This is a genomic window from Paenisporosarcina macmurdoensis, assembly GCF_042658845.1.
GTDB lineage: Bacteria > Bacillota > Bacilli > Bacillales_A > Planococcaceae > Paenisporosarcina > Paenisporosarcina macmurdoensis.
The window spans coordinates 619,597-636,212 of sequence record NZ_JBHSRI010000025.1 but is presented as its reverse complement, the minus strand read 5'-3'; the positions used below and the strand labels follow the sequence as shown (position 1 = coordinate 636,212).

The 16,616-nt window shown below is 39.7% G+C and carries 11 protein-coding genes; 5 read left to right on the top strand and 6 right to left on the bottom strand.

Going from position 1 to position 16,616, the window contains the following annotated elements; translation table 11 throughout:
* Nucleotides 1–210: 210 nt before the first annotated feature.
* Together helD and ACFPYN_RS16735 are read left to right on the top strand one after the other, a co-directional pair.
* Complete coding sequence (gene helD / locus ACFPYN_RS16740) at nucleotides 211–2,439, top strand: RNA polymerase recycling motor HelD (RefSeq protein WP_377735728.1); 2,229 nt, start codon at nucleotides 211–213, stop codon at nucleotides 2,437–2,439.
* A gap of 252 nt (nucleotides 2,440–2,691) precedes the next feature.
* Nucleotides 2,692–3,879, top strand: coding sequence for a GTP-binding protein (locus tag ACFPYN_RS16735; RefSeq protein WP_377735727.1), 1,188 nt, complete (start codon nucleotides 2,692–2,694; stop codon nucleotides 3,877–3,879).
* A gap of 344 nt (nucleotides 3,880–4,223) precedes the next feature.
* On the opposite strand, the gene ACFPYN_RS16730 is transcribed toward ACFPYN_RS16735, so the two are convergent.
* Nucleotides 4,224–5,096 carry a GNAT family N-acetyltransferase gene (locus ACFPYN_RS16730; protein WP_377735726.1) on the bottom strand — a complete coding sequence of 291 codons (873 nt, stop codon included), beginning with the start codon at nucleotides 5,094–5,096 and terminating at the stop codon, nucleotides 4,224–4,226.
* A 122-nt stretch (nucleotides 5,097–5,218) separates the two neighbouring features.
* On the opposite strand from ACFPYN_RS16730, the gene ACFPYN_RS16725 reads away from it, so the two are divergent.
* A complete protein-coding gene (locus ACFPYN_RS16725) occupies nucleotides 5,219–6,283 on the top strand; it encodes an acyltransferase family protein (RefSeq protein ID WP_377735725.1) in 1,065 nt (354 codons plus the stop codon).
* A 38-nt stretch (nucleotides 6,284–6,321) separates the two neighbouring features.
* Here the strand turns inward: ACFPYN_RS16725 and ACFPYN_RS16720 are convergent, their stop codons facing one another.
* The 3 genes from ACFPYN_RS16720 to ACFPYN_RS16710 all read right to left on the bottom strand — a co-directional run bounded on the left by ACFPYN_RS16720 (nucleotide 6,322) and on the right by ACFPYN_RS16710 (nucleotide 11,068).
* Nucleotides 6,322–8,145 carry an ABC transporter ATP-binding protein gene (locus tag ACFPYN_RS16720; RefSeq protein ID WP_377735724.1) on the bottom strand — a complete coding sequence of 608 codons (1,824 nt, stop codon included), beginning with the start codon at nucleotides 8,143–8,145 and terminating at the stop codon, nucleotides 6,322–6,324.
* Complete coding sequence (locus ACFPYN_RS16715) at nucleotides 8,126–9,868, bottom strand: ABC transporter ATP-binding protein (protein ID WP_377735723.1); 1,743 nt, start codon at nucleotides 9,866–9,868, stop codon at nucleotides 8,126–8,128. Before ACFPYN_RS16715 ends, ACFPYN_RS16720 begins: the two co-directional genes overlap by 20 nt.
* 288 nt (nucleotides 9,869–10,156) lie before the next feature.
* A complete protein-coding gene (locus tag ACFPYN_RS16710) occupies nucleotides 10,157–11,068 on the bottom strand; it encodes a DMT family transporter (protein ID WP_377735722.1) in 912 nt (303 codons plus the stop codon).
* A 229-nt stretch (nucleotides 11,069–11,297) separates the two neighbouring features.
* Between ACFPYN_RS16710 and ACFPYN_RS16705 the strand changes: the two genes are divergently transcribed.
* On the top strand, nucleotides 11,298–13,307 hold the full coding sequence (locus ACFPYN_RS16705) for a sensor domain-containing protein (RefSeq protein ID WP_377735720.1): 2,010 nt from the start codon (nucleotides 11,298–11,300) through the stop codon (nucleotides 13,305–13,307).
* A gap of 45 nt (nucleotides 13,308–13,352) precedes the next feature.
* Here the strand turns inward: ACFPYN_RS16705 and ACFPYN_RS16700 are convergent, their stop codons facing one another.
* Nucleotides 13,353–13,811: a threonine/serine exporter family protein gene (locus tag ACFPYN_RS16700; protein WP_377735718.1), complete on the bottom strand. Its 459-nt coding sequence runs from the start codon at nucleotides 13,809–13,811 to the stop codon at nucleotides 13,353–13,355.
* Nucleotides 13,812–13,824: 13 nt separating this feature from the next.
* Nucleotides 13,825–14,571 carry a threonine/serine exporter family protein gene (locus ACFPYN_RS16695; protein WP_377735717.1) on the bottom strand — a complete coding sequence of 249 codons (747 nt, stop codon included), beginning with the start codon at nucleotides 14,569–14,571 and terminating at the stop codon, nucleotides 13,825–13,827.
* 276 nt (nucleotides 14,572–14,847) lie between these two features.
* Between ACFPYN_RS16695 and ade the strand changes: the two genes are divergently transcribed.
* The gene (gene ade, locus ACFPYN_RS16690) at nucleotides 14,848–16,599 is read left to right on the top strand and encodes an adenine deaminase (protein WP_377735716.1); all 1,752 of its coding nucleotides are present in this window, start codon (nucleotides 14,848–14,850) and stop codon (nucleotides 16,597–16,599) included.
* Nucleotides 16,600–16,616: the final 17 nt, after the last annotated feature.

Sequence of the window (16,616 nt, the reverse complement as noted above, 5' to 3'; positions counted from 1 at the left end):
CATAAAATCCCCTTAATTCTCTACTTTCACTCAACTCGGCTACCTGTATTATGACACGAGATCTACCACTTTAATATACTACTTGAATTTTGCGAAAATTCTTATTGCTTATCGATATTAAACTATGTTACGATTCTATTCTGTTTTCAAGCCCCAACATCTTCAATTCATCATTTGCAGGACGCAAAATTCTTCATATCGGAGGACTGTATGACACAGAAACATCCTGATTTTGAGCAAGAGCACGAGCGCCTGACCTACACCAAAAAATATATGCAACAGTTACTAGACGAATCCAAGCGCGATGTAAAATCCGCTCAAGAAAATATTCGTCACGCCATGGCCGATCTCGATTATTTAGATTCCAGTTTAAGCTATATGAACATTTTAACAAACGCCCGGTTTTTCGAAATGGCTCGCTCTCAAAAAGAGGGATTAGAAGCCATTCAGCAAAAACCTTATTTTGCGCGCATTCATTTCCAAAAAGACGGTGAAGACAGTGAGATGCTGTACATCGGAAAGACGTCTTTATTCCATAGAGAAACGCAAGAGCCAATTATTGTGGATTGGCGCTCCCCCGTTGCCAATGTGTATTACGATGGGCGGCTCGGGGACATTGAATATGATGTTCGAGAAGACACCTTTACTGGTCATCTGTTTTCAAAGCGTCAATATACCATTGAAAAAGGTGAGTTACAATCCGTTCGCGACATTGATTTAACGACCAATGATGAGCTCCTTCAAGAAGCTCTTTCCGGAAAAGCGGATGTTCGCTTAACTGAAATTGTGTCGACCATTCAAGCTGAGCAAAATGAAATTATTCGTGCTCATTTAAAACAACCAATTCTTGTGCAAGGTGCAGCAGGTAGTGGAAAAACAACGATCGCTCTTCACCGAATTTCTTATTTCCTCTATACCATGGGTGAACATTTCCCTGCTGAGAAATTGATGATTTTAGCGCCATCTAAATTATTTATGGACTATATAGCGGATGTTTTACCAGAACTCGGGGTAAGCAAGATTTGTCAAACCACTTATGCTGAATACGTCTTACAAGCAACTAACATTAAATTAAAGCTAACAGATTCGAACTTGAAGTTAGCTGCTTTAACCGAACAAGATGCGCCAGACGAAATGATGTTGTGGCAATCGCGAATGAAAGGCTCTCTTTTTTATAAAGAATTAATAGATGCCTACCTCGAACAATATGAGAAGTCGGTTGCCGATCAGTTCGAAGATATTTACATTGAAAAATATCGCATTATGCACGGTGCTCGATTAAAAAAACTATTTCTTCATGACTTTGCATACATGCCGATTGAAAAACGATTAGATCGTATCAAAGTGATTTTACAATCTCATGTGCGTCAAAAGAAAAAAGAAATTTTGTTAATGTTAAATAAAAAGTTCGATGAAGCTCTAGATCAAGCGTTATTTGGCATTCGAGATGCGGCAAAACGAAAATCGGAAGTTACGAAGTTTATTGATGAGCGTGACCGCAGGATTCCTTTAATAGAAAGAGAATCGAAAACAACAGCTTCTGCTTACTTGAAACGCTTTAAGAAAGCGAACATTAAGAAGATGTATCGCGACTTTGTAACGGATGAAAACTTAATTAACGACCATACTCTGCAGTGGACTAACGAACAAAGACTTTCTTTCCATAAAACCAATTCAATTGAAACATGGGAAATAGAAGATCTAGCACCTCTTTATTACATGCATGCTCGGTTAAAGGGCATACCAGACGAATGGAAAATGCGTGTGGTTTTTATTGACGAAGTGCAAGACTATAGCATTTTTCAACTTTACGCATTAAAAGAAGGCTTAGAGACGGATATGTTCACGATGGTTGGTGACTTAGCACAAGGAATTCACAGTTACCGAGCCCTTACTTCGTGGGATCCAGTCGTTGAATTATTTCCAAGAGCTACATATAAAACGCTACAAAAAAGTTATCGAACGACCATTGAAATTATGGATATGGCTAACAGCATTTTACTGCAAATGGATGAAGATTTACCTTTAGTTGAACCAGTTGTTCGCCATGGAATTGACCCACAATTTTATGAAATGACCACTATTGATGGTCAACGAATCGTTACATTGCTGCAGGAAATACGCAGTCGTGGCCACCATTCCATTGCACTTATTTGCAAGACTACCACTGAAGCAAAATCAATCGCTTCACAACTCGAAGATTTTCTTCCGATTCAATTGCTTAGTGATCATTCAGATATTGATCAGGAGAAGCTACTAATAGTTCCTAGTCATTTAGCAAAAGGATTGGAGTTTGATGCGGTATTAATCGTTGCGATTGACATCCCTTTCCGTCAACATTCTATTGATCGCAAGTTGTTGTATGTAGCCATGACAAGACCGATGCACGAATTGCACTTAATTGCACCGACACGTGAGTATTTTTTATTGAATGATTAACGTTGCTCCCCTACGGAGGAACGTTTTTTTGTTTCCGACCACTAACTATGGGTTTCCGACCATTCGCCTGGAGGAGGACACCAATCCTCTTGAAAAAGACATCAACTTATCATCATAATCACGCTAAATCAATTAACGTTTCTTCCACTGAGGAGAAACGTTTTTTGTTTTCTCTTGCATGTTTCGTTTAATCCATGTATTCTTTAAATCGTAATGATTACTATTTACATTAAATTACGAAGGAGCGAACATATGCAAACTCAAATTCCCGTTACAGTTTTAAGTGGCTATCTTGGCGCTGGTAAGACAACTGTTTTAAATCACTTACTCGCTAATAAAGAAGGTAAGAAAATCGCGGTTATCGTCAACGATATGAGCGAAATTAATATTGATTCACAACTAATACAAGATGGTGGATTCTCTCGCACTGAAGAAAAATTAGTAGAGCTTACAAATGGATGCATTTGCTGCACCTTGCGCGAAGACTTAATGATTGAGGTTGAGAAGTTAGCAAAGCAAGGAGATATTGATTATATTGTCATTGAATCAACAGGTATCTCTGAACCGATTCCTGTTGCACAAACATTTACATATATTGATGAAGAAATTGGTATAGATCTATCCCAATATTGTCGTTTGGATGCGATGGTCACAGTGGTTGATGCGTTCCGATTCTGGACTGATTACGAAAGTGGCGAATCTCTGTTTGAGCGGAAGCAAACCGATGATGAGCATGATGTGCGGGACGTGTCTGATTTATTAATCGATCAAATTGAATTCGCCAACATTCTTTTAGTTAGCAAAACAGATTTAGTAACAGCTGAATTTATAGAAGCTTTTAAAGGATTTCTTCGAAAAATGAATCCTGATGCGATTATAATTCCCATCAACAAAGGTGTGGTCCCCCCTTCAGAGATATTGAATCAAAACTTATTTGATTTCGAACAAGCAAGCCAGTCAGCAGGATGGATAAAGGAATTGAATGAAGAGCATGTTCCGGAAACGGATGAATATGGCATTAGCTCTTTTGTCTATAGACGTAAACGTCCGTTCCATCCCGAGCGTTGGAATGCATGGCTAAGTGAATTCCCTCAAGAAATTATTCGTTCTAAAGGGTTCTTCTGGTTGGCAACACGAAATAAAATGGCTGGCCTTTTATCACAAGCGGGCAATTCTCTACAATTCCAAGGTGCTGGTTATTGGATAGCTGCTCTTTCAAAAGCTGAACAGCGTCAAGTTATGGCTGAAGACGAAACCATTGCAGCAAGATGGGATGATGTACACGGAGATCGTCAAACTGAAATGGTGTGGATTGGACTCGATATGGACCGCGATGAGATAGAGGCTCAACTTGACGAATGTCTACTAACAAACGAAGAAATGAATAGCGATTGGACAACATTGTCTGATCCATTACCACCCTTTGTTGCTGCGAATTGATGATGCCTTGTTGAATTAGGCTTTATGGCATTGGGATTTGTCTGGGGGTGGTGTTCTGTCCACCCATTGTGAGTTTCTGTCCACTCGCGTAACTTTTTCGATCATTCGCTTGGAGAAGGCTAATTGGTTAAAAGGAGTTTCTGTTTTCCGACCACTCGATGTAGGTTTTCGACCATTCAACTTGAATTTCCGATCACTTAAGTGATGTTTTTGACCACTCACACGCCCTTTTCGACCACTCACTGAAGTTTTCCGACCATTCGCTTGCAGATGGACAGCAATCCTCACCAGAAAGACAGCAAAAGCAACTTCCTTTAATGACTTAGAAAAAACACCCGAAACCATCAAATGGTTTCGGGTGTTTTAACGTAATAATCAACTTGTGAAATTGCTTTAAATCCTGCTTTTTCATAAACGGACAATGCTTTGTCATTATCTATTTCGACATCTAGCATGACCGCTTCACTTTCTCTTCTGGCACCTTCTTCTCGGACGAATGCCAGTAGCGCGGAACCTATGCCTTGACCTTGATGCAAGGGGTCTGTCGCTAATGCTGTAATCCACAATGTGGTGCCTTCTTCCACAGCCGTAACAGTACCGACAACTTGCTGTTGCTTTTTCGCTATAAAGACATGTCTAGAGGGACTCGATACATTAAACTCTAGCATTGTGTGTACCTCATCTTCGGTATCACCAAAAGTGCTCATTAAAATTTGTGTCAAGTCTTGTCTCTCCGAAGTAAATGGAACAATATCTATAGCAACATCCACTTTGACCGTTTTCTCTTGTGCTTTTAAAGTAGCTTCGGAGAAGTTCCATTCGTATCCTTCTTTTTGTAAGAAAGCAGCTCCTGCAGGTGATTCTTTGACCGTAAGAGCGAGTTCACTTTCGCATCCACGTATCTCTAAGTTTCGTTGTAATTCTTGGATTAACGCATGTCCGAGTCCTTGTCTCCGGAAATCAACATGCACTAGAGCGCTCCATTCATATGAATGAATACCAATCATATCAATGGCCGTAATGACTCCCACTACATCATCTCCAGCGTAGGCAAGCACCGCGAAACCTTTTAATAATGGATCTGTTATAACAGGAAGATTTAAAACTTGGTGATAATTAATCTCTTCTAGTACTTCATTGTTTCTAACTAATGCCTGTATTTCACTTGATGTTTCAACGTCTAAAGGGAACGAAACGGTCAATATGGTAATGTCCACAAGTATTGCCACCTTTCTTTCATTGCTGTGTCTATTGTGTTTCATTTTGGTAACAACTGTTTATTTCCCCTACACAACGGTTATATACTAACGACAGTTAGATTAATTGGAGGAGCTAAATCATGGAGAAGAAACGTTTATCTTGGGTGGATGTCACGAAAGGATTCTTAATGATTCTTGTCGTTATCGGCCACTACCCTGGGCAACTTGATTTCCCTCTTGCGAAATATATTTATTGGTTCCACATGCCTGCCTTTTTCATATTGAGCGGAATGTTCTTTAAACCAATTTTAGAAAAAGGGATTACAAAACAAGCAATTCACAAACGCTTTATGCAATTAATCGTACCATACTTATTTTTCCTTGTAACAATTACCGTGATTCGTTACGGTATGGAAATTGGTTCAGGGAATATGGATGTCTCATGGTACTTAAATGATATATGGACACTTGTCATCGGTGGTCGTTTTGCACGAGGTGCATACGGTGTATTCTGGTTCGTCACGACGTTGTTCTTTACCTACTTGTTCTTTATTTGGATGACCAAGTATTTCAATCGTATAAAACAAATAGGCATATTAACTGTCTTTTATTTAATTGCTCATCTAGAAAGTTTGTTTGCGATGCGCGTTATTGGAGGCGCACCTGATGAAGCTTCCCAAACCATTCCGATGATTTGGAACATAGACGTGGCTTTGATGGCGGTTGTCTATTTTGCTTTCGGATATTATATGAAAAATATATGGATGAATGTCACGAGACCTTGGTTAATCGCAGGAATCATTGGTAGCGTTTCAGCTTTTTCACTTGATTGGTTCAACGTCATTGATTATCATTTAAGTATGAAATTCTTACGTTATGATCACCTAGTATTGGATTTATTAATTCCACTATCCTTTACTCTCGTGTTTGTTGGGGTGTTTCAATTGATTGCATCTCGAATGTCATTGAAATGGTTACAAAGAATTGAAAAACATTCTATCTCCATCATGTATCTACACATCTTCACAGATGTTGTGTTAAATGATTACTTCCAATACGGTATCATTGGATTTACGATATTCGGCTTAATCATTCCTATCGTTGCGTCAATTATCATTCAAAAACTAGTTCCACACGGTAAATTATTACTTGGAGGGTTCTCGCCTAAGAAGCGTAAAACTCCAACTACACCACTTCCAAACTAAAAGAAGCTGAGCCTCGTTAACTGAGGTTCAGCTTCTTTTTATACATTTGCTTCGTTCAACATATGGTAATACAATCCTTTTTGAGCAATGAGTTCTGGTTGGCTGCCCGATTCCATCAATTGTCCTTGGTCCATGACATAAACGACGTCTGCTTGTCTGACCGTATTTAATCGATGGGCTATAACAAAGCTCGTGCGTCCTTTCATTAACCGTTCTAGTGCTTCTTGAATCTTCATTTCTGTCACCGTATCGATGCTGCTTGTTGCTTCGTCTAACAGTAAAATCACTGGGTCAGCAACAAGAGCACGGGCGATTGATAGCAACTGTTTTTGTCCTTGACTGATTTCCCCACCGTCTGCAGTTAAGACCGTGTCGTAGCCTTCAGGCAATTTTTCAATGAAGTCATGGGCGTTCGCTTGTTTGGCTGCTTCCATAATTTCTTCGTCCGTCGCATTTAATCTACCGTATCGAATGTTTTCATTTACAGTAGCTTCAAATAAAAATGGATCTTGCAAAACAAAAGCAATTTGACTGCGTAACGTTTGGCGTGGTAATTCGTGAATAGGTATATCATCAATCCGAATTTGTCCTTCATTGGTTTCGTAAAAACGGGCAAGCAATTGCATAATCGTAGTCTTCCCTGCTCCCGTTGCTCCAACTAGTGCAGCGGTTTCTCCTGGTTTCAAGGTGAAGCTAACATTCCGAATGGTATGGTCATCATCGGACTGTTCGTATTTAAAGGATACTTTGTCAAATTCAACTTTGCCTTTTAATACGGTGTTCAAATTTGAAGTTGCTTCATCTTTTTCAACCTCTTCATCCATAATCGAGAAAACGCGTTCTGCTCCAGCAATTGCAGATAATACAGTGTTAAATTGGTTGGCTAAATCGTTCAATGGACGTGTGAATTGACGCGCATACTCCGAGAAGATGACGATGGTTCCGATTGTCACTTGACCATTCAAGGCTAGCAAACCACCAACGCCTGCAACAATCGCAAAGCTCGCGTTATTTAACATATTCATGACTTTCGGGATGAATCCTGAGTATGTTAACGCCCAAAATCCTGTTCTACGTAAACGTTCACTTTTCTCAATAAACTCATCCGTTACACGATCTTCTTGAGAAAAAGCTTTGACGATTCGTTGACCTGAAATCGTTTCTTCAATCATTCCGTTTAAATCCCCAACTGCTTGTTGCTGTTCTTTAAAGAGTTTCCCTGTCCTTCTTGTAATCCAACGTATGGAGTAAAACATCACAGGAATGATGGTCATGGTCAAAAGTGTTAGCAGAGGGCTTAGCATAAGCATGACAATGACGGTCCCAGTTAACGTTAAAACACTAGAGAACACTTGGATAAATGAACTATTTAACGTGGCACTGACATTTTCAATATCGTTTGTTACGCGGCTCATCAATTCGCCATGTTGTCGTTTATAGAAAAAGGATACGGATAACTTTTGAAAATGAGCGAATAAATTAGTACGCATTCTGTAAATGGTTTGTTGTGCGATGCCAATCATCCAATAGTTTTGCAAAAACATGGACAATGATAAGAAGAAATAAATGCCGATTAACCAAACGATCATCGATTGTAATCCTGCAAATTCTCCAGGCACAATGTAATTGTCAATTATTTTACCGAGTAAAAATGGTCCAATCAGTGCCAGAGTTGAACTGACAAAGACTAGTAGAAGTACGGTGACTAACAGAGCGCGTTGCTCATCCACGAGGTGCCAAATGCGTTTTAACACACCTTGCCAATCTCCCGCCCGTTCCCCTTTTTTCTTTTTCACAGGAGTAATATCTTCTTTGGTCAAAACAGGCTCGTAGCCAAAGGGTTTAAATGGAATCTGTCGCATGTGCAGGCACCTCCTGTTCTTGTTGTGACTCTGCAATTTGACGATATAAATCGGAAGTTTCGAGTAATTCTTCATGCGAGCCATAAGCTGCAATTTGACCATTGTCTAATAACAACACCCGGTCTGCACCTTTTGCTGTACGAATCTTTTGCGTTACAACGAGCATCGTAGCTTGTTCTTTATCTAAAGCTTCCCAAAGTGCTGCTTCGGTCTTCACATCTAACGCACTTGTACTATCATCAAGCAATAAAATTTCCGGTTTTCGAACCAATGCACGAGCGATAGATAGACGCTGTTTTTGACCTCCAGATAAATTGACACCTTTTTGTCCAACTCGCGTGTCATACCCTTTCGCAAACTGTTCAATAGAAGTATGAATTTGTGCTTGTTTAGCAGCATGTTGTAATTCTTCAATTGATGCCTCGATTTTGCCCCATGCTAAGTTTTGATAAATACTACCTGTAAACAACAGTGATTGTTGGGGGACGAGCCCAATGGCTTGCCTTAACTGATCTAATGACCACTTATTTACGTCTTTCCCATCTACTTTCACTAAGCCTGTAGTTGCTTCAAAGAAGCGCGGGATGAGTTGCAATAAGGTTGATTTCCCTGCACCTGTAGCCCCCATGATGGCTAGTTTTTCTCCTGACTTAACGGCAAACGAAATATTCTTCAGTACTGGTTCAAGTGTATTCGGATACGAAAACGTAACATTGTGGAAGCTTATTTCTCCTTCAGTTGTACCAAGCATCTTACCTGTCTCTTCATCTCGTTCAAGTCCTTCATTGACCAGTAACACTTCTTCCATACGTTCAGCAGAAGCTTTTGCTCGTGCAAACGCCATAATGATAAAGGCGAACATCGAGAAAGCTCCTGTCATGCGCATGGCGTAATTGACAATTGCCACTAACTCCCCAATTTGAGCATTGTTTGATTTGATTTCAGATGCTCCAAACCATAATACGGCAAGCAAACTAATATTCATGACTAGTAATAATAATGGCAAAATGATTTCCATTACGCGCAAGGCTTTCACTGTATCCATTTTCAACAGATTTGATACTTTTTCAAAACGCGACGACTCAAACGTGCCGCGTAAATAAGCTTTGACTAACCGTACTGCTTGCAAGTTTTCTTGTAGCACACGGTTTACACGATCAAGTCGAACTTGAACTAATGCAAAATAACTAACGCCTTTTTTAACCATGTAATATAAGAAAAAGATGAGGAACGGAGCACCAATGACCAAGAACATAGCGAGATATGCATTGACGATAAAGGCCATGATGATACTACCAATAACAAGTAGTGGCGCGCGTAACATGATGCGTAAACTCATAAAGAGTACGTTTTGAACCATTGTTACATCGCTTGTCAGTCGTGTGATCAAACCAGCTGTTGGAAATTTCGTAAACGTAGCAACTGTAAATTGTTGCACTTGTTTAAACAAAGCTGTCCTTACATCAAAACCAAAGCTTTGTGAAGCATGTGAAGCAAAGAAAGAGTTCGTTGCACCGGACAAGAATGCAATGATGGCCATAAGCATCATGACCCCTCCCCATGTCCAAATAACTGACACGTCGTCTTTCATGATGCCATCGTCAATGATTTTAGCGATGATGAGTGGTTGAATAAGTTCGACAGAAAGCTCTATTAGCATAAGGATAAGAGCGATTGCAATCGGCCATTTATAGGGTTTGACATAAGAAAATACGGTTTTCACGTGATGTCCTCCTGAAACTTCTTCGTTAAACGAATTAATAATCTGATTGTTCACTATTATGCCACAACGAGAGCGTTAAAGGTATCATTCGTTCTGCTGAGATTTTCTATTTTGGTTAGAGCTTTCTTGGCTTTAGTTGTAATTTTGGGTACCTTAGTTGTAAAATTTGCACCTTTAGTTGTAATTTTGGACATTTTAGTTGTAAAAATCTACGTTTTAGTTGTAAAAGTATAAAAAAGGAAATTATTAATCTTCAAAAAGACACCTATATTCATAAGAATAGGTGTCTCACGTTTTATTTTCTTTAGGTTTCTTTTCTCCTGCAACGGATAACCAGGTCACGCATACTAGCATCACGAGAGCGCCTACTAGTTGCCATTTGCCTAGCACTTGTTGCAACCAAATTACTGAAATCACCATCGCGGTTAGTGGCTCCATGCTTGATAAAATACTCGTTTCAATCGCACTTATGTATTTCATACTGCTTAAGAATAAGATAAATGCTACTGTACCAATGACGATGACGGTTAATAATAAAGAAGATAACTTCCAGTCTAATAGTAACGACCATTCGTCTGATTGCCAGACTCGACTTATGGTTCCTAGCACAACACCACCTATTAGCATGGACCAACCAACCACTAACAGTACACCCCACTCTTTCATAAGAGTTCCTGGGTACAATGTATAAAATGCAAAACTAAAACCGACAGCAATACCCCATGCAAGCGCCTCTGGACTCAACAATAGATTAGTGAAAGATCCGTTTGTTAATAGCAAGAACAAGCCGAACAGCGTACCCACAATGCCAAACACTTGGTACTTAGGTGGCCATTTTTTCAAGCCCCAAGACACAAAAATCACCACAAAAATAGGCGCTAAAAACTGGAGCAATGTGGCCACCACTGCATCGCTTGCTTCGATTGCAGCAACAAATGAATATTGAACTCCCAGCATGCCAAATAGTGCGAAGATAATTAGTCGCTTGAACCAATACGATTGACGCCATATAGGCTTTAATGATGTTCCTTGTATTTTCAAGAAAGCTAGCAAACCTAGGCCAGCAACAAGGAGTCGGATAGTTAACATAAATGGGACAGTTAAACTAGAGTTTGATAAAATCCATTCTATTAATGGACCAGTGGATCCCCAAAGCATGGCACCGGACACGATTAACATGATTCCTTTTGTTCTAAACATGTACTCACCTACTCTCAACTACTTACCTTGTATCTTACGCTTGATTACAGGTAATTCAATGTCCAATTTACGAATATTTGGGTTTCAAGCAAAATCACCCATTCATTTCCATTTAATTCAACTTTTCGCCATCCCCTGTATTTTTCTGAATAAACATATTTATTTAGGTGACTTGATGTTAAGAACTCTCTATAATGGAAGATAGATTATAAACAAGGGGTCCTGCGAAATGAAAGGTATGCAACAACAATTGGAGATTGGCAACAGTGTAAAAAATCATGTCCCTTTCCCAATGATGCTGACTGCTAAGGACGCCACGGTGCTTTGGTGGAGTGAAGAGGCTGAGAGAACATTTGGCTATCCAGCAGATGAAATCATTGGTAAATTCTTTCCTTTTAACAGCGAAGAACGTTCAGCCATTCATCCATCTACTTGGAATCGAGTGCTTCAAAGTGAAGAGTCGATTCGATTTGAAAATTTTATTCTTCAATCAAAACAAGGACAATCGATACACGCATCGGCAGTTTTAAATTCCATGTCAATCGGTCATGAACAGTATGTAATGTTTGTGTTTGAGGTCGATAATTTACAGAAGATAAATCAAACAAACATAGAGCAAGAGTTAGAAAGCTTTAAGATGGGCTTAGATGAAACGTTTATGGTGACCAATTTAGATATAGATGGCTTAGTTACATATGCAAACCCATTATTTTTAAAATCAAGTAAATGGACGCCAAAACGTGTAATTGGCAAGTCATTCTGGCAACTTTTCCCTGAAGACTCTGCAGAGCAATTGGTCAACCAAATTTGGTATGCATTAAAAAGTAATCGCGTATGGCAAGGATCAGTCGAAAAACTGACCAAAGACGGTGAAACGTATTGGGTTGATATGACCGCCATTCCAATTCTAGCAACGAATGATGAGCCTTTATATTTTGCTATTTTAGAAAAAGACATTACTGAAAAGAAACGACTACAAATGCATCTTGAGCAAATTGCTTATGTTGATCCAGAAACTGGGCTAATGAATCGCCATCGCCTTGAAAATATCGTATCTGGCCTTATTGTAGAAAAACGTCATTTTTCATTCATATTTTTAGATATTGATAAGTTTTATACATTAAAAGACATGCATGATGAAGAATCTGAAACGACATTATTGCTGGAGTTTGCTATGAGATTGAAAATGTATTTTCAAGACAGTGATATCGCACGAGTCGGAGAAGATGAATTCGTCGTATTAACTCCTCTTAGCGATTGGTTTATCCAAGGATTTTTAAGTTATTTGAAACAACACCCTATTTATATTCGTAATAAAGCCATTCCAATTTCCATTAGTGGTGGTATTACGCGATATCCTGAGGATCAATTGACTTTTTCACATTTGATGAAAGCTTCGAGTGCAACGATTCATAAGGTTAAACAAGAAGGCGGCGGCAACATCATCAGTCTTTCGAAGGCAAATCATGTGGCTTTAAGTAAAAAAGCCATGATCGAAAAACGATTAATTGAAGCACTACATCATAAAGATTTATCAGTTATGTATCAACCTCAAATTGATTTATCCACTGGTAAAATAGATGCTGTAGAAGCTTTGGTACGCTGGGAAGACGCGATTCTTGGAACGATAACACCAAATGAACTAATTCCGATTGCAGAAGAAACCGGAATGATTCATGATATCGGCACCTTTATGCTTGAAAAAGCTTGTGAACAAGCAGCTCATTGGTCAAAAAATGGCATGCCTATGAAAGTCAGTGTAAACTCCTCTATTCGCGAGTTTCGAGATAAGAACATGGTGAAGAAGATTCGTCAAACGTTAGAGAAATTCGACTGCCCTGCACACTTATTGCAAATTGAAATTACAGAAAAATTTGCCTTAGAAGCAGAGTCTGAACAATCGATTATTCGTCAAATGTTACAACTCCAAGAGGATGGGATCGTATTTGTTCTCGATGATTTTGGGACAGGCTATGCTTCATTCCGTTACATGCAGTTGTTACCGATTTCCGAGCTCAAAATTGACCAATCCTTTATCTCTGGTATTTTAAAACAAGAAAAACTGCAAAAACTTGTACATGGGATGATTCAATTTGGTAAATCGATGGACATACGCGTATTAGCTGAAGGCGTAGAAACTAAAGAGCAATACGAATTGTTAACCAAGCTTGGTTGTAACGCCATTCAAGGGTTCTATGTTAGCTATCCTGTGCCAGCCAGTGAAATTGAAAAACTATAAGAAACATAAAAGCTATCACGATAAATTCAAAAGAAAGACGACTCCTCATGTTATGTGAGTAGCCGTCTTTCTTTTACGTAAATATCTAAAAATCAATTGCATCAAAACTTCAGCAAATACCAAGCCCATGGCGATGGCTCCCGATGTCATGAATGCTTTGGAAGCAAATCCAATGGCCGTTAAATAGTCATTTTCAACAATATTTCGCATCGCATTAAAGGCCAGACCACCTGGAACTAATAAAATGATTCCTGGTACACTAAAAATGATCATGGGCATTCTAAATCGTTTGGACAAAATATGAGCTGCCAGCGCCACCATAAATGCACCTGCAAATGATGCTTGAACGGAATCCCCTGAAACCAATGTAAAAACACTAAAAATGAGCCATCCACTCATACCAACAACTCCACATGCCACGAGCTTTTTCCTCGGTGCATTAAAAATAATGGCAAATGAGATGGCAATGATGAAACTTAATACTCCTTGAATAATCCAAGTCATGTTGACACTCCTCCTAAAATGATAGTACGAGTGCAACACCTGCACCAATTGCAAAAGCCGTTAGTAACGCTTCTGCCCCTTTTGATACCCCTGATACAAAGTGACCCGCCATAAGATCCCGAACCGCATTGGTAATCAGTAATCCTGGAACCAACGGCATAACACCACTAATGATGATGATGTTTAAATCTGATCCCATATTAACTAAGATCGCGAGAAAAGCAACACTGCCAACAACCGAGGCGGCAATAAATTCAGCAAAAAATTTAACGCGCGTTAATTCGTGAATTAAGGTAACAACAAGAAATCCTAGTCCTCCTGCGATTGTTGCTGCAGGAACATCCCACCATGTACCTTCGAATAAAATGAGGAAGGAACCACTAGCAACAGCAGCAGCAATAAACTGCCAGATAAAAGGAAACATCAAGTTTGCACTTGCAATTCTCTGCAATTCTTCATACGCTTCTTCTATAGTAAGTTCGTTTGTAGTTAGTCTTCTGGACACTTGGTTAACCAACGCGATCTTTTCTAAATCTGTCCAACGTTCTCTGATAGACATCATTCGTGTCGAGCCATCTTTTCCAAGTGAAAACATGATGCCTGTTGGTGTTACAAAGCTTTGTGTACCGATTAGCCCTTGGGAGATTGCCATACGTGTCATCGTATCCTCAACGCGATAAGTCTCCGCACCACTTTCAATCATTAATCGACCTGCAAGTAGACAACAATCAATTGCCAAATCATTCTTCTCATTTAGCATGTATTTGCCCACCCCTTTCACTATCACCTTTGCCCAATCTTAACGAAACATAGCACAAAAGACAAATATTGTTGGGAATTATTATTCTCATACTCGACTTACCAAGTCCTATGGTATGTAAGGAATTCTTGGAATGCTACTCTAAGGAAACTAGACCGAACATTGTGTGCATTCGAAACTATTCAACCTTGCATTTGGGATGTACAATTAACATACTTAACATCTCAGAAAAGATTATTACCCTATTATTAAAATTAAGTACGAGGAGCATAAAACATGCATAGTGCAATAGAAAAACTACAGAAACGCATTGCGGTTTCTCAACAACTACACCCCGCCGATTTCATCCTACGAAACGCCCGTGTAGCTGATGTATTTTCGTTAGCTTGGACGACTGCTGATATCGTTGTGGCTGATGGTATGATTGTTGCCATTGATACCACAGGTTCATTTGAAGGTATTGAAGAACTGGACGCAATGGAACGCTGCGTTGTACCTGGTTTAATTGACGGCCACATTCATATTGAATCATCCATGTTAACTCCCTCTGCGTTTGGAGATGTCCTTCTACCTCATGGGATAACAACAGTTGTTACGGATCCACACGAAATCGCCAATGTGTCGGGTGTTGAAGGCATTGAGTTTATGTTAAAAGATGCAGAAACAAGTCCTATGGATATTTTCGTGATGCTTCCTTCTAGTGTGCCTTCGACTTCATTTGAACATGCAGGAGCAAAGCTTGATGCAAATGATCTGCAACCACTTCTGTCGCATCCAAGTGTCCTCGGCCTTGCGGAAGTAATGGATTATCCCTCTGTGTTACGTGGTGATACGGACATGCTTGCAAAACTGGCATTAACTCAAGAAGCCGGCTTACGAATTGACGGTCATGGTGCAGGTTTACAAAGGGAACAAATCCGTGGATATCGTGCAGCCGGGATTCAGACAGACCATGAATGTGTGACGGCAGATGAAGCAAGAGATCGTATCTCTCAAGGCATGTATGTACTTATTCGGGAAGGCTCAGCGGCTAAAAATTTAAACGCGTTACTTCCAGCTGTTACTGCACATAATGCTCGAAGATTCTTATTTTGTACGGATGATAAACATTTAGACGAATTAGTAGATGAAGGAAGCATTGACCATGCAATTCGACTGGCTATAGCTGCAGGGATGGAGCCTCTTCAAGCGATTCAATTAGCTACCTTAAATGCGGCTGAATGTTACGGACTATCCGCAAAAGGTGCGCTCGCAGCTGGTTTTGAAGCAGACTTTATTGTTTTAGATGACCTTGCGACTTTTAATGTAGCAGCTGTTTGGAAAAAAGGGATCAAGGTGGCTGAACATGGTGTGATGCTGAACCCTACTCCTTCGCAAGAAAAATGTTCGGTTCGAATTAGCCAATCTGTTCATTTACCCACGATAACAAAAGAGAAATTAGCCATACCATTTTCTACTAGTTCGAAAGCAACGATTATTGAAATCATCCCAAACCAACTTGTCACAAACAAATTGATTGAAGACGTTGAGATTGTGGATGGAGTATTCGTTCCCAATATAGAATTGGATCAACTAAAATTAGCGGTCATTGAAAGGCATCATCATAAACATTCGATTGGTCTTGGCATTGTGAAAGGCTTTGGACTAAAACAAGGAGCAGTTGCCACCACTATTGCGCATGACTCACATAACGCGATTGTTCTAGGTACGAACGATTCGGATATGATCGTGGCTATTCAAGAGTTGCAAGATATTCAAGGCGGTTTAGTCGTTGTTAACGAAGGCCGGGTATTGGCTTCACTCCCTTTAAACGTCGCTGGTTTGATGACGCAAGTCCCCTTGGATGAAGCTATTCATTCCCTTTCCGAATTACATGAAGCGATGCATAGCATTCACCCAACTCTTGATTTCCATTTATTCCTAACCTTATCTTTTCTTAGCTTACCAGTAATACCGTCACTTAAATTAACGGATACTGGGTTATTTGATGTTACAGCATTCCAACATATTTCAATTGAAGCAGAATAAAAGCAGGCCACTAAGCG

Bases quoted from the DNA above. Each gene is read 5' to 3' on its own strand.
- helD (WP_377735728.1), top strand. From the start codon at position 211: ATGACACAGAAACATCCTGATTTTGAGCAAGAGCACGAGCGCCTGACC.
- ACFPYN_RS16735 (WP_377735727.1), top strand. From the start codon at position 2,692: ATGCAAACTCAAATTCCCGTTACAGTTTTAAGTGGCTATCTTGGCGCT.
- ACFPYN_RS16725 (WP_377735725.1), top strand. From the start codon at position 5,219: ATGGAGAAGAAACGTTTATCTTGGGTGGATGTCACGAAAGGATTCTTA.
- ACFPYN_RS16720 (WP_377735724.1), bottom strand. From the start codon at position 8,145: ATGCGACAGATTCCATTTAAACCCTTTGGCTACGAGCCTGTTTTGACC.
- ACFPYN_RS16710 (WP_377735722.1), bottom strand. From the start codon at position 11,068: ATGTTTAGAACAAAAGGAATCATGTTAATCGTGTCCGGTGCCATGCTT.
- ACFPYN_RS16705 (WP_377735720.1), top strand. From the start codon at position 11,298: ATGAAAGGTATGCAACAACAATTGGAGATTGGCAACAGTGTAAAAAAT.
- ACFPYN_RS16700 (WP_377735718.1), bottom strand. From the start codon at position 13,811: ATGACTTGGATTATTCAAGGAGTATTAAGTTTCATCATTGCCATCTCA.
- ACFPYN_RS16695 (WP_377735717.1), bottom strand. From the start codon at position 14,571: ATGCTAAATGAGAAGAATGATTTGGCAATTGATTGTTGTCTACTTGCA.
- ade (WP_377735716.1), top strand. From the start codon at position 14,848: ATGCATAGTGCAATAGAAAAACTACAGAAACGCATTGCGGTTTCTCAA.